This is a genomic window from Synechococcus elongatus PCC 6301 (assembly GCF_000010065.1).
GTDB classification, from domain to species: Bacteria; Cyanobacteriota; Cyanobacteriia; order Synechococcales; family Synechococcaceae; genus Synechococcus; species Synechococcus elongatus.
Genome location: NC_006576.1, coordinates 1,993,653 through 2,006,694 on the forward strand (window position 1 = coordinate 1,993,653; position 13,042 = coordinate 2,006,694).

The 13,042-nt window shown below is 56.8% G+C and carries 11 protein-coding genes and 1 tRNA gene; 6 read left to right on the forward strand and 6 right to left on the reverse strand.

Going from position 1 to position 13,042, the window contains the following annotated elements:
* Positions 1–94 precede the first annotated feature (94 nt).
* Positions 95–1,231, forward strand: a complete 1,137-nt coding sequence (gene gshA / locus SYC_RS09810) for a glutamate--cysteine ligase (RefSeq protein WP_011244155.1) — start codon at positions 95–97, stop codon at positions 1,229–1,231.
* A 194-nt stretch (positions 1,232–1,425) separates the two neighbouring features.
* Positions 1,426–4,449, forward strand: coding sequence for a phosphoenolpyruvate carboxylase (ppc, locus tag SYC_RS09815; protein WP_039755577.1), 3,024 nt, complete (start codon positions 1,426–1,428; stop codon positions 4,447–4,449).
* On the opposite strand, the gene SYC_RS14005 is transcribed toward ppc, so the two are convergent.
* Positions 4,412–4,753, reverse strand: a complete 342-nt coding sequence (locus SYC_RS14005) for a hypothetical protein (protein WP_039755578.1) — start codon at positions 4,751–4,753, stop codon at positions 4,412–4,414. The genes ppc and SYC_RS14005 overlap by 38 nt on opposite strands.
* A gap of 241 nt (positions 4,754–4,994) precedes the next feature.
* A tRNA-Arg gene (locus SYC_RS09825) sits at positions 4,995–5,067 on the reverse strand.
* Between the two features lie 70 nt (positions 5,068–5,137).
* On the opposite strand from SYC_RS09825, the gene recF reads away from it, so the two are divergent.
* Positions 5,138–6,301, forward strand: coding sequence for a DNA replication/repair protein RecF (gene recF, locus SYC_RS09830; protein WP_011244158.1), 1,164 nt, complete (start codon positions 5,138–5,140; stop codon positions 6,299–6,301).
* 231 nt (positions 6,302–6,532) lie between these two features.
* Here recF and SYC_RS09835 read toward each other — a convergent pair whose 3' ends face one another.
* Positions 6,533–6,715, reverse strand: a complete 183-nt coding sequence (locus tag SYC_RS09835) for a hypothetical protein (protein WP_039755580.1) — start codon at positions 6,713–6,715, stop codon at positions 6,533–6,535.
* A 173-nt stretch (positions 6,716–6,888) separates the two neighbouring features.
* Here SYC_RS09835 and speD point away from each other — a divergent pair, with 173 nt between their 5' ends.
* Complete coding sequence (gene speD / locus SYC_RS09840) at positions 6,889–7,314, forward strand: adenosylmethionine decarboxylase (RefSeq protein ID WP_011378372.1); 426 nt, start codon at positions 6,889–6,891, stop codon at positions 7,312–7,314.
* A 334-nt stretch (positions 7,315–7,648) separates the two neighbouring features.
* Positions 7,649–7,924: an HU family DNA-binding protein gene (locus SYC_RS09845; RefSeq protein ID WP_011244160.1), complete on the forward strand. Its 276-nt coding sequence runs from the start codon at positions 7,649–7,651 to the stop codon at positions 7,922–7,924.
* A gap of 99 nt (positions 7,925–8,023) precedes the next feature.
* On the opposite strand, the gene SYC_RS09850 is transcribed toward SYC_RS09845, so the two are convergent.
* From SYC_RS09850 to SYC_RS09860, 3 genes are all read right to left on the reverse strand, one after another.
* Positions 8,024–8,224 (reverse strand): hypothetical protein, encoded by a 201-nt coding sequence (locus tag SYC_RS09850; RefSeq protein ID WP_039755581.1) that lies wholly within the window; start codon positions 8,222–8,224, stop codon positions 8,024–8,026.
* A 193-nt stretch (positions 8,225–8,417) separates the two neighbouring features.
* Positions 8,418–11,066 (reverse strand): DNA mismatch repair protein MutS, encoded by a 2,649-nt coding sequence (gene mutS / locus SYC_RS09855; RefSeq protein WP_011244161.1) that lies wholly within the window; start codon positions 11,064–11,066, stop codon positions 8,418–8,420.
* A 169-nt stretch (positions 11,067–11,235) separates the two neighbouring features.
* The gene (locus SYC_RS09860; RefSeq protein ID WP_011244162.1) at positions 11,236–12,639 is read right to left on the reverse strand and encodes an ArnT family glycosyltransferase; all 1,404 of its coding nucleotides are present in this window, start codon (positions 12,637–12,639) and stop codon (positions 11,236–11,238) included.
* A 206-nt stretch (positions 12,640–12,845) separates the two neighbouring features.
* On the opposite strand from SYC_RS09860, the gene psbZ reads away from it, so the two are divergent.
* Entirely contained in the window at positions 12,846–13,034 is a 189-nt protein-coding gene (gene psbZ, locus SYC_RS09865; protein WP_011244163.1) for a photosystem II reaction center protein PsbZ, read from the forward strand.
* The last annotated feature ends 8 nt before the right edge of the window (positions 13,035–13,042 follow it).

A 13,042-nucleotide genomic window follows, 5' to 3' on the forward strand; every position in this document is an offset into this window, starting at 1 on the left:
GCCGGTACCGCACGGCTCGCGTTGTCGGTGCCTGCCGCTAGAAAGCAATCGGGAGATACTGGAGGCTATGCTGTGATTGCCCTTGGAGCTGACTGTGCAGCTGACAAAAGGATTTGAAGTTGAAGTCTACACAGGTACGCCGTCTGGGCAAGTTGTCGGACTTTCCGATCGCATCTGTAGCGATTTGCAGGGTTTTATGCGGGAACCCGACAGCCGTAATGTCGAATACACCACGCCGCCACGACCCTGCTATGACCGACTGCTCTTAGATCTTTTGGAACCGCGGCGTCGCCTGCGTGCCTATCTCCAGCAGCAGGGCGGCTACACGCTCATTCCGGGCAGTACGCTGGCGCTCTCTGGGGGCGATCACTTCTACCGCTCGGATCCCACCAATCCCTACCACGACTTCATCGAAAGGTCCTACGGCACTACGGTCGTCACCGCCAGTATTCACATCAACATTGGCCTGAGCGATCCAGAAACTATTCTCAAAGCCTGTCGATTGGTTCGGCTCGAAGCCCCGCTTTATCTGGCGCTCAGTGCTTCTTCACCCTTCCTCGATGGCCAAGTCACGGGTTCCCACTCAACGCGCTGGCAGCTGTTCCCGAAAACACCGCCGGAAGTGCCGCTGTTTGAAAGCCACGCTCATTTCATTCGCTGGACGGAAGCGCAGTTAGCGGCGGGCAGCATGCAAAATGTTCGCCATCTCTGGAGTTCGGTGCGCCCCAATGGCGATCGCCATCCCTACAAGATCAACCGACTGGAACTGCGGATCTGCGATTTAGTTGCCAATCCCTTGGATCTCCTGGCGATTACAGCTCTGCTAGAAGCTCGGCTGCAGCAGCTGTTGGAACAGCCGCAACTCGACCCCCTGATTGCCAGCCGGCTGACGCCTGATGAATTGGTGCAACTGAGTGATGCCAATGAGGTAGCAGCAGCCCGCCACAGCCTCGATGCCGATCTGCAGCACTGGCAAGATGGCCGCACGATCGCGGCTCGCGACTGGATTGAAACGCTCTATGAGACAGTGTTCCCCCTGGCTAAAACTCGGGGTTATAGCTGTTTCTTGCTGCCGATTCAGCGTCTTTTGCAGGACGGTAATCTTGCCCAGCAGTGGTTGCGGCAGGTTGCTGCCGGAGCAACCCCAGAAGCTGCTATGGTCCAGGCGATCGCAGCGACGGCGGCCGAAGAACAGGAACTCGCCGATAAACTCTACGGGGTTGCCTGTTAAGCCCAGTCTCTGCTGAGGCAGCGGTGTCCGTTCCTCCTGGGTCTCCTTGAGATCGTATGCTCGCTGTATCTCTCAGGGATCACGGCTTCCCGTCAGCAACTGTCCAGATCCGCCCTGCGTTCTGTGTCCAGTCAGACGTGGTGGGATCAGGGAATCCACCTAGAATGAATTACTGCCAGAACGCTCGAACTGCCATGAGTGCTGCTCTCCAGTCATCCGACGATGCTTTCCGAACCGTTTCGAGTCCCCTCGCCACGGATTTGGATCTGTCGTCTCCGCTGGAGTTTTTCCTTCGCCATCGCTTGACGGTGGTTGAAGAACTCTGGGAAGTGGTTTTGCGCCAAGAGTGCGGCCAAGAGCTGGTCGATATTCTGACTCAGCTGCGTGACTTGACCTCGCCGGAAGGCCAAGCCCCAGAAGTGGGCGGCGAAGCCTTGGTTCAGGTGATTGAAACCCTAGAGTTGAGCGATGCGATTCGGGCTGCCCGTGCCTTTGCGCTCTACTTTCAGCTGATCAATATTGTTGAGCAGCACTACGAGCAAACTCAATATCAACTCGCCTACGAGCGATCGCGGTTGGAACCCTTGCCAGGACCAGATGAAAGTCCGGAGGGATTGCACACCATTGAAATTCCTCAGCATCAGCTCGATCCCTTTGCTGCGGTGATTCCGCTCAACCAAGATCCGGCAACCTTCCAAACGCTGTTCCCGCGCCTGCGCCAGCTCAATGTGCCGCCGCAAATGATCCAAGAGCTGACCGATCGCCTCGATATTCGGCTGGTTTTCACCGCTCACCCGACGGAAATTGTCCGCCACACGATTCGCGACAAACAACGCCGAATTGCCTACCTGCTGCGGCAACTGGATGAGCTCGAAACAGGCAAAAACCGAGGCTTTCGAGAGCTTGAAGCGCAGAATATTCGTCAGCAGCTGACCGAGGAGATTCGGCTCTGGTGGCGGACGGATGAGCTCCACCAGTTCAAGCCAACGGTGTTGGATGAGGTGGACTACGCGCTCCACTACTTCCAAGAAGTCCTCTTTGAGGCCATTCCTCTGCTCTATCAGCGCTTTCGGCTCGCGCTGCAGGGGACTTTCCCCGACCTACAACCGCCCCGCTACAACTTCTGCCAGTTCGGCTCTTGGGTCGGCTCCGATCGCGATGGCAATCCTTCAGTGACCTCTGCCGTCACTTGGCAAACCGCTTGCTATCAGCGCAGTCTCGTCCTCGATCGCTACATCACAGCGGTTGAACATCTCCGCAATGTGCTCAGCCTCTCGATGCACTGGAGCGAGGTGCTGCCGGAGTTGCTCAGCTCGTTGGAACAGGAGAGCATGCTCTTCCCGGAGACCTATGAGCAGCTAGCGGTCCGCTATCGCCAAGAGCCCTATCGCCTCAAGCTCTCCTATATTCTGGAGCGCCTGCACAACACCCGCGATCGCAATACCCGCCTCCAACAGCAGCAAGAAAAAGATCCCACCACGCCCCTGCCCGAATATCGGGATGGCACCCTCTACCAGGCTGGTACGGCCTTTCTCGAAGATCTCAAGCTGATTCAGCACAACCTTAAGCAGACGGGACTGAGCTGTTACGAGCTAGAGAAGTTGATCTGCCAGGTCGAGATCTTTGGTTTCAACCTGGTCCATCTCGACATTCGCCAAGAAAGCTCGCGCCATTCCGACGCGATCAACGAAATCTGTGAATACCTCCAAATTCTTCCCCAGCCCTACAACGAGCTGAGCGAAGCAGAACGAACTGCCTGGCTGGTTCAAGAGCTGAAAACCCGTCGGCCGCTGGTACCAGCGCGCATGCCGTTCTCAGAATCGACCCGCGAGATCATTGAAACCCTGCGGATGGTCAAGCAGCTACAGGAAGAATTTGGGGAGGCGGCTTGCCAAACCTACATCATCAGCATGAGCCGCGAGCTGAGCGACCTGCTGGAAGTGCTGCTGCTGGCCAAGGAGGTTGGTCTCTACGACCCAGTCACCGGCAAGAGTTCGCTTCAGGTGATTCCGCTGTTTGAAACTGTGGAGGACTTACAAAATGCCCCGCGGGTGATGACGGCGCTGTTTGAGCTGCCCTTCTACACCCAGCTCAACCCCACCCAGTCTGAACCGCTGCAGGAAGTGATGCTGGGGTATTCCGACAGTAACAAGGACTCGGGCTTCCTCAGCAGTAACTGGGAGATCCACAAGGCCCAGAAAGCCCTAGGGACGGTAGCCCGCGACCACCGCGTCAAGCTGCGGATCTTCCACGGCCGCGGGGGCTCCGTCGGTCGAGGTGGTGGCCCTGCCTACGAGGCGATCTTGGCCCAGCCGGGTCGCACCACAGATGGCCGAATCAAGATTACGGAACAGGGCGAGGTCTTGGCTTCGAAATACGCCCTGCCCGAACTGGCGCTCTATAACCTTGAGACGATCACGACGGCGGTGATTCAGTCCAGCCTGCTGGGTAGCGGCTTTGATGACATTGAGCCGTGGAACCAAATTATGGAAGAGTTGGCGGCGCGATCGCGGCGACATTACCGCGCTTTGGTGTACGAGCAGCCCGACCTGGTTGACTTCTTCAATCAGGTAACGCCGATTGAGGAGATCAGCAAACTGCAAATCAGCTCGCGACCGGCTCGACGCAAAACCGGCAAGCGCGATCTGGGCAGTCTACGTGCCATCCCCTGGGTCTTTAGCTGGACGCAGAGTCGTTTTCTGCTGCCCTCTTGGTATGGCGTCGGCACAGCACTTCAGGAGTTTTTGCAGGAGCGCCCGGAGCAGAACCTCAACCTGCTGCGCTACTTCTACGAGAAGTGGCCGTTCTTCCGCATGGTGATCTCGAAGGTCGAGATGACCCTAGCGAAGGTCGATTTGCAGATTGCTCATCACTACGTGCATGAGCTGGCCAATCCTGAGGATCAAGAGCGGTTTGAACGAGTGTTCAGCCAAATCGCTGCAGAGTTTCAGCTGACTTGTCATCTCGTGTTGACGATTACCAACCACGGTCGCTTGCTGGATGGCGACCCCGAACTGCAGCGATCGGTGCAGCTGCGCAACGGTACGATCGTGCCCCTCGGCTTCTTGCAAGTCGCCCTGCTTAAACGCCTGCGGCAGTATCGCCAGCAAACGGAAACGACGGGATTGATGCGATCGCGCTATAGCAAAGGGGAACTGCTGCGCGGAGCATTGCTGACGATCAACGGCATTGCGGCTGGCATGCGCAATACAGGTTGAGGGGCGAATGACGCAAAATCCTTTGGTGCGCGATCGCAGTCGGCTGGTGCGAGTGCGGGTTGCGGTTGGCGAGGTTACTGGCGATGAACTCAATCAGCTGCTGGTGCTGTGCGATCAGCCCCGCCGCAATCTGCAAAAGTGGGCGATCGCTCTGGACCATACCTTTGTCTGTGTCACGGCTCGCCTGCTCAGCGATCGCACCCTCATCGGTTTTGTGCGTGCCACCAGTGATGAGTCGCTCAACGCCACCATCTGGGATCTGCTGGTCGATCCACTTTTGCCAGAGCCAGAAAATGTGCGACAACGCCTGCTCGATATTCTGCTGCGAGAGCTAAAGCGCGAGATTCCTGGTTGCAGTGTTTCGGTGTTCGCGCCCGTTCCCGAACAACCGGCCCTGCGCGCGCTCAACTTTGTGCCGGATCCGGGCGGGATTCGCGGCATGACCTATACAGGCTCGCAACAGCTCGAGCTGAGCGATGCCAACTCGTCGGATTCAGCAATTGTGACTGTGGGCCAGCCGCGATCTGTCTCTGAAGGGTCTCTAACGAGCATGGAGGGATTCGAACCCCCGACTCTCAGAACCGGAATCTGATGCTCTATCCACTGAGCTACATGCCCTTGCCTCCCAAATCATAGCATTGAGGCTGCTCTGCTAAGCTGTCTGGGCCTTGGCAGCACTGCGATCGCGATGTTTTTGCATAGCCTTCACCTTCAACACTTTCGCAACTATCGCGATCAAACGGTGCAGTTCCAAGCTCCAAAGACAATCCTGCTCGGCGAAAACGCCCAGGGCAAAACCAATCTGCTGGAAGCCGTTGAACTGTTCTCAACCCTGCGATCGCATCGGGTCAGTCGCGATCGCGATTTGGTTCAGACCGGAGCTGAGTCAGCGCTTCTAACAGCGGTTGTTGAGCGCGACAGCGGCGAGCAACAGTTGCAAATTCAGCTTCAACAACAAGGTCGGCGGCGGGTTCAGCGAGATGGCGAAGTCCTACGGCGACAGCTTGATCTGCTGGGCTCGCTCTGCAGCGTTCAATTTTCCTCCCTTGACCTGGACTTGGTACGAGGGGGGCCCCAGCAACGCCGTGTCTGGCTCGATCGCCTGCTGATTCAACTCCAGCCGATCTATGCCCATCTGCAACAGCAATACGGGCGCGTGTTGCGGCAGCGCAATGCCCTGCTGAGGCGGGCAGAGTCTCTCGATCTGGCACTGCTGGCGCCACTCAACTGGCAACTAGCTCAGCTCGGTGTCCACATCATGCGGCGGCGATCGCGAGCAATTCAACGCCTTGTGCCCTTGGCTGCCCATTGGCACAGGGAAATTAGTGGTCAACGGGAGCAACTGATCGTGGCCTATCAGCCCAGTGTGCTGGCCCCCGACGACACCGATGAGGCGATCGCGTGGCAAGAACGAATGCTGGCGCAGATCGAGGCTCGGCGGGCGGCGGAATTAGGTCAACGCACCAGTCTGGTTGGCCCCCATCGTGATGACCTCAATCTCAGCATCAACGGTACTGAAGCCCGGCTTCAAGCATCCCAAGGGCAGCAGCGCACCTTAGTGCTGTCGCTCAAGTTGGCGGAGCTGGAGTTGATCGAAGCAGTATTGGGCGAGCCGCCCCTGCTGTTGCTGGATGATGTCTTAGCAGAACTGGACCTTCGGCGACAGCAACAATTACTAGAAGCGATCGCCAACCGTTTTCAGACGCTGATTACAACCACGCATCTTTCGGCCTTTGACCAAAGCTGGGTGGAGACCGCTCAAATCCTTACGGTGCAGTCGGGTCATTTGCAGTCTGAAGCGGTGCCGATGGCCCCAAGCAGCGCGTCCCTGCATAAGTCCCTGGATAGTTAAGACGCCGTTCGAGACAGGAGAAAACCTGGCTCAGAGCCTGTGCTTCGCGGCTGAGTTGATAGGACCAGATCACAAGCCCCAGCTGCAGCACCCCCAACAGGCCAACACTCCAGCGCAATCTGGCTAGACGGCTAGGAGCCGGCCGCGCAAGGCTGAGGCGACGTCGGGGGGATCGCGCCGGTTGTGGACGGGGAGCGCTGGCCAAACGCCGCGGCGGTCGCGATCGCGTTTTCATGCGGGGCGTTGGGGCAGATGGGTCAGCGAGCTTGATGGTTGAGCACTAGGCGTCGATCGCTGCCAAACCCACCAACCACCGCCCAAAATCACTGCGGCTACGAGGAGGCCGAGCAGCAGTTCTCCCACAGTCAATCCTTGGGTTGATCGCGATCGAAAAGACAGAGGAGGGAGGCGCATCACAGTTTGCTAGGGCAACCGTCGCAGCCATTAAACCACGGGGATTGCGATCGCAGTCAAACCAAGGCTGCCCCTAGCATTCGCGCGATTTCAGAGATCCCCTATGATGAGAGACCGAAGACCTGTTGGCCCTGCCAATAGGCCTTTTCACTAGCACAGGAGTTGTGTGTCCGATGACCTCGTTCTACCTCGAGCAAGAAACCTTTGAGCCGCCAGGAGCTGTGGGTACCCACTGCATTTTGGAGCTGTACGGCTGCCCTGCCGAGTTGCTCAATGATGCCGACCAAATCCAAGCCAACTTGCGGGCTGCCGCAACCGAGGCTGGGGCAACGCTCTTACAAGAAACCTGCCACCGTTTTGAGCCCCAGGGCGTCACTGCATTGGCCCTGCTCGCTGAATCCCATATTTCAATTCATACTTGGCCTGAATCTGGCTACGCTGCTGTCGATGTCTTTACCTGCGGCAGTCATACCCAGCCAGAAACCGCCTGTCATTTCTTAATCGAAGCTTTTCGATCACGACAATACACGCTGCACACCTTGCGACGACAACCTCCCGCTTCAATTCGAGAAGTCAGTCGCGACCCTGTTGCAGCCTAAGCGCCACTTCCTTGCACAATTCATGGCTACGACCCCTGCTGGCCTTGCGGTCACAGGGGTTTCTTGTGGGCAGCAGACCGAGTGGCGGTGATCTCAACTCCCCTGTCTCCTCGCGCGATCGCTCGGCAGAGAGCCAAGTCAGGGCCTGAATCTTGGGGAAATTGGAGCCAGCGATCGCTGCTCCTATGGCTCATCTAGACCGTCTAGGGATGCTCTTGTAACCATTTCTACAGAAAAGAACCCTGAAAAAGCAGTCGCCGCAAGACTTTAGGCCTTCCACTTCAAAAAAGAGTGCTGTATTATTTGCGAGACCCGCTCAAATCTACTTTTCATCATGAATAAGGGTGAACTCATCGATCAGGTGGCAGTACGGACTGGCCTGACTAAAGTGCAAGTTGCTGCCGCGATTGATGCTTTGGTCGACGTTATTGTCGATACCGTAGTCGAAGGTGAAAAAGTGTCCATTCTGGGCTTTGGAGCCTTCGAAGCGCGCGAGCGCTCCGAGCGTCAGGGCCTCAATCCCAAAACTGGCGACAAAATCTTGATCCCTGCTAAAAAAGTTCCTGCTTTCACTGCTGGCAAGCTTTTCAAAGATCGCGTCCAAGGCTAAAGCAACAGTCAAAACCGTATTAAAAAGGGGAGAAATCATCATGATTTCTCCCCTTTTTTGTCTGAATCTTAGGCTGGGTTTGTGACCCACAATACTCTCTTAGGAGTGGAGTCGTCGCCAAGCATTGTCGTAACGACCTTGGAAATAGCTAAGCAATTCAGGGGTGTTGAGTCGGGCTGCAACGAGAGCTCGAGAGCGTGAGGAGGACATCCCCCAAGGATTGGGGTTGCGTTTTTGGCTATTGGCAGTGACATCGAGCTGATCGTGCAACTCAGCATCGAGCTTTGCAAGCTTGGTCATAGTGACATTGCGTCCAGCAGGGCAACTTCAATCCTAGAAAGCTGCTTTGCTGGCCAAGCCTTGTGTTGCGGCTCTGCGACAGTTCGCAGCAATGCTTTGACTGTGTAACAGTGACTGCTCACTCCTACGCGGACTCTCCCGGGAGTGCCTAGATTCCTCTCTTATCTCTCCGTTCAATGCAAGACGCGAGCAATTAGTGCGAAGGACCACTGAAGAGGCCCAATTGTTCAGTAGCGATCGTGGCATCTATCTGCTGGGGCGACGCCTGAGTCCGACGCTGGCTACCATTGCCACGCCGTAACCCCACAGCAATGCGGCTGTGTTTTTCAATGCGGCTCATCACTTCACGGGCGCGATCGATCACCTCGCTGGGTAAACCTGCGAGCCGCGCTGCTTCAATGCCATAGGAACGATCGGCGCCCCCCGGCTGAACTTGATGCAGGAAGACAATGCGATCGGGCAGTTCTTTAACGGTGACTTGGAAGTTGGCGACGTTCTTGAGCAGGCCTGACAGCTCATTCAGCTCGTGGTAGTGCGTTGCAAAAATCGTGCGGGCTTGGATTTCCCTTGCTAGATATTCCGCCACAGCCCAGGCGATCGAGAGGCCATCAAAGGTGGCGGTACCGCGACCAATCTCATCCAGCAAGACCAGCGATCGCGCGGTGGCATGGTTGAGGATGTTAGCCGTTTCGTCCATCTCCACCATGAAAGTTGATTGGCCAGTTGCCAGATCATCGACGGCTCCAACGCGGGTGAAGATGCGATCGCAAATTCCAACTTGGGCATTCTTCGCGGGAACAAAACTACCAATTTGAGCCAGCAGTTGAATGAGGCCAACCTGTCGTAAATAACAACTTTTGCCGCTGGCATTCGGCCCGGTCAAAACAATTAGATCTGGGCCGCGATCGCTACCGAGGCCGCAACTATTGGGTACATAAAAGCCGCTCGGCAAAGCCTGCTCAACGACTGGGTGGCGACCATCCTGAATCGCCAACTGGCGATCGTCACGAATCTCAGGGCAGCAATAGTTTTGGTAGACTGCTACCTCCGCTAAAGCTGCTAAGACATCAGCGGCAGCGACTGCTGTGGCGATCGCGCGGATTGTTTCGACATGGTGACTGACTTCGCTGCGCAGCCCAACAAAAAGGTCGTATTCCAGTTGATTGAGATCCGTCTGAGCATTGAGGATTCGGCTTTCCCGCTCCTTTAGATCCGGTGTAATAAAGCGCTCTTCGTTGGTCAGGGTTTGGCGGCGGATGTAGTGATCGGGCACCTGATCGGCTTTGCTACGACTCAGGCTAATGAAATAGCCGAAGGTTTTGCTGTAACCCACCTTGAGGCTGTTGATGCCAGTCGCAGTACGCTCGCTGGCTTCGAGGCTGGCAATCCACTGGCGATCGCTCTCGACTTGTTGCCGCAACTCATCCAAGGCGATCGCAACCCCGGATCGAATCAACCCGCCTTCAGTCAGTTGTAAGGGGGGCGATTCGACTAAATGCTGCTGGAGGCGATCGCCCAACTGCTCCAGTTCCGGTGGCACCTGCTGTAATTGCGCCAGCAAGGGTGATTGGGCACGACTGAGTAACTGGGCCAGCTCCGGTAGGCGTAGCAACGACTCCGCCAGCGCCAAGAGATCGCGGGCATTGGCCGTCCCAGCACCAGCGCGGCCTGAGAGCCGCTCAAGGTCGTAGATCTTCTGGAGTAGCGATCGCAGATCCTGCCGAAGTCGCCCATCCTGACAGAGTTCTTGAATCGCGGCTTGGCGGTTGCGAATCGCCTCAGGGTTGAGCAAGGGTTGCAGCAACCAGCGGCGCAACAGGCGGCCACCCATGCTAGTCATCGTGCGATCGAGCGCCCAGAGCAGCGAGCCGTGGAAGCTGCCATCCCGCTGAGTTTGAGTGATCTCTAAATTGCGGCGGGTTTGTTGATCGAGGATTAAAAACTCCGACAGCGAATAGGTACGCGGCTTTTGTAATGGCGCAAGGCTTTCCCGCTGGGTTTCTCCCAAGTAGTCCAGGAGACCACCAGCAGCACGGATCGCCAAGGGTAATTGCTCACAGCCACAGCCTTCCAGCGATCGCAGTTGGAAATGTTCCAGCAACCGCTGCCGTGCCTCATGCAATTCAAAGGGCATGGGCGATCGCAGGGCGTAGCAAAACGAATCCGGCAAGCAGTCGGGAATCTGTTGCGGCTTGGACTGCCCCGGCCGCAGCAATCCGGCTAAATCCGGTGCGGCACTGGGAAAGAGCACTTCTGAGGGTTGCAGGCGATAGAGCTCCTGGGTCAGTCCCTCCAGACCAGTACTTTGGCTCGTCCAATAGTCACCAGTGGAGCTATCTGCGTAGGCCAGCCCCCAATGCTCGCCGGCGATCACGACCGCTGCCAAAAAGTTATTGCGGCGTGCCTGCAGCATTCCCTCTTCGAGGATGGTGCCCGGTGTGATGATCCGCGTGATTTCGCGGCGGACGAGCGGCCCTTGCGCCTGAGCAGCCGTTTCTACCTGATCGCAGATCGCGATCGCGTAACCCTTCTCAACTAACTGGCTGGCATAGCGATCGAGGGCGTGATAGGGAATGCCCGCCATCGGCACACGCCCGACTTCTTTCCCTGCTTCCTTGCTGGTCAACACCAGCTCTAGCTCGCGGGCAACCACGATCGCATCCTGAAAGAAGCACTCGAAAAAGTCGCCCATCCGATAGAGCAGGATCTGCTGCAGATGCTGATCCTTGACCTCGGCGTAGTGCTGCATCATCGGCGTCAGGCGATCGCGCTCCACCTGACGGTGATCGGCATAGCGCACCTCGTGCTTAGCCAAATGCTCCGGAAGCTCAGAAGTTGTCATGCGTTGCAGCTAGTAAGGCCAGCCATCGTAGGGCACCTGCATCCGTTCACCCCAGTACAGACGAATGGTTTGGACGGGAACGCCAGCGCGAGAGATGGGGACGTCGGCCAGCCACTCAATCTTCTCAAAGTAGCGCTCGATGCTTTGGGGCCATTCCTCCTGAAAACGCTCAGTCGTCCACAGGACAGCATTTTTCCCGAGCCAATCCTCCGGGTTTGACCAGAAGGCAAAACCACGCGGATCCGTGCCAAACAATGTGGAAGGGCTTGGGTACCAGCGGATCGATCGCCAGGGCAAAGTAGCCCGGCAAGAAAAACTGATTGGACGCGTAGAAGTCGGCGGCTTTGAGGCGTGCCAGCAAGTCGGGACGTTCCGCGATTGCGGCTCGAATCTGCTCCGGTTGCAGTAGCTCCGTCGATCCATCGTCATAGGCGGGAATCAGCGGTAACCCCAAAGGACTGCCGGGACTTTGCAGCCAGCCCCAGCGCACTTGCCCAACTGCCAAGCTGCTGAGTAAGACCACCGCGATCGCTGAACCCACCAGCCAGCGTTGGACACGGCGTGATTTGGGATGGGCTTGCCACCAATTCACAACTTGAGCTGCCAGCAACAGGGTCGCGAACCAGTAGCCCGGCATCGTCCAAGTTGGCAAAATCTGGATGCGACCGCCCAGCACCGTGAACAACAGCACGATCGGTGCACTCAGCCAGAGCAAGAAGGCATAGCGCTCGTTGCGCTCAAGCTCAATGGGCTGCCGCCACAGTTGGTAGAGTGTGATGCCAATGCTGGCAAATAAAGGGATGCCCAAGGTCGGGAAGAGGTAGCCAAAGTTGACCAGTAGCGCCAACAGTGCATCCCCGATGGAGTAGAAGCGATCGCTCTCCACTCTCCCCGACTGAAAGCGCAGCGAAATCCAGTCTTGCTGGCCATTCCAAATCAGCAGCGGTAGCAGACAGACCGCAAAGGCGATCGCTCCTAGCCAGAACCAGCGACTGCGAAAAACCACTCGATGGCGAGCACTAGTCAGACAAAAACCGACAAGGCCTGCGCCCAAGACAAAGGCGTGGTACTTGCTCAAACAGGCGAGCCCCAGCGCTACACAGATGCCAATCAGTCGAGGGCTGGGCTGATAGGGACTTTTTGGGAAAAACTCGATCGCCCCTAACCAAGCAGCCACGGTTGCAAACAGAATCAGTGGGCCATCGGGCAGCACCAAGATTCCCGCTCCGACCTGCATAATCGGCGCGATCGCTGCGATCGCCATGGCCACGAGTCCTACCCGTTCTGAAAACAAGCGGCATCCGATCCGATAAACCCCGACCAAAGCAAGGCTGAAAATACCCAGCGTTGCTAGACGTAAGCTTAAGGCTGAGGCGCTTCCCAGCAGCGCAGTCCCGATCGCCGCACTGATGCCCACGGCGGCTGGATGATCGAAGTAGCTCAGGGCTGGATGCTGGGTATAGAGGTGGTAGTAAACCTCGTCATATCCCGAAGGCAATACCCAAGCCACCCCAGTACGAAACAGCAGACTGAGTCCCACAATGACTGCAGCCCAGCGATCGGAAGCACGCACAAAAATTCCCTTGTTCAGCAAAAAAATGTAACAACAGCTGGCTCGCCCTATTCTCGCTGCTGTTGGCTCTCGCAGTTTATGGGAAGATGGCAAGCAAACTTGCCAATCATTGGCTCAGAGCAGAAGTCTTAAATTTTTGCTCCTCAGCAGCCTAGGCAAGCTTCGGTGTTGTCGATACAGACTGCTGCAAAACTGGGAGACTTGCGATGGTAATCCTCTTCCAACTGGCACTGCTGTTGCTAGTGGTGATGTCCTTTGTGTTGATTGTGGGCGTGCCGGTGCTCTACGCCACCAATGGCGATCGTGTCCAATCCAACCGCCTGATCTTGGTGGGTGGCCTCGCTTGGACTGCCCTCGTGGTGCTCGTGGGCGTCTTGAACTACTTCGTCGTTTAAAGAACCGC